The organism is Parapedobacter soli (assembly GCF_025460835.1).
Taxonomy (GTDB): domain Bacteria; phylum Bacteroidota; class Bacteroidia; order Sphingobacteriales; family Sphingobacteriaceae; genus Parapedobacter; species Parapedobacter soli.
Window position 1 is genome coordinate 1 of sequence record NZ_JAMXAY010000148.1, and the last position, 766, is coordinate 766.

The following is a 766-nucleotide window of genomic DNA, read 5'->3' on the forward strand; positions in this document are numbered from 1 at the left end:
CGACTGGGCCACCTTCAATACCACCACCGGTGAGCTTTCCGGTACACCAGGCAACGGTGACGTGGGTACCACTACGGGCATCGTCATCACAGTGAGCGATGGTTCGCTCGATGCGAGCCTCCCGGCATTCGATCTGGAAGTACTGAACGTGAACGATACGCCGACCATCAGCGGTACGCCAGCAACGACGGTAAATCAGGATGCGGCATACAGCTTCACGCCCACCGCGGCAGACATCGATGCAGGTGATGTATTGACATTCAGCATCGCCAACAAACCCGACTGGGCCGCCTTCGACGCCGCCACCGGTGAGCTTTCCGGCACACCGAGTAATGACGATGTGGGCATCACCACAGGCATTATTATCTCCGTCAGCGACGGTGCTGCGTCGGCTAGCCTTCCGGCCTTCGACCTTGAAGTGGTGAACGTAAACGATGCGCCGACCATATCGGGAACACCGGCAACGACGGCAAACCAAGATGTGGCTTATCGCTTTGTTCCAACCGCAGCGGACATCGATGCGGGCGATGTATTGACATTCAGCATCGCCAACAAACCCGACTGGGCTACCTTCAATGCCACCACCGGCGAGCTTTCCGGCACACCGGGTAATGATGATGTGGGGGTAACTACGGGTATCATCATCACGGTGAGCGATGGCGCAGCGTCAGCCAGCCTTCCGGCCTTCGACCTTGAAGTCGAGAATGTGAACGATGCCCCGACCATATCGGGCACACCGGCAACTACCGTGAATCAGGACGCGGTA

Annotated in this window: 1 protein-coding gene; it reads left to right on the top strand. The window is 58.1% G+C overall.

Features of this window, described 5'->3' with window-relative positions; genetic code table 11:
* A partial coding sequence (locus tag NGM62_RS21960) for a putative Ig domain-containing protein (protein WP_262250442.1) occupies nucleotides 1-766 on the top strand: 766 nt, incomplete at both ends.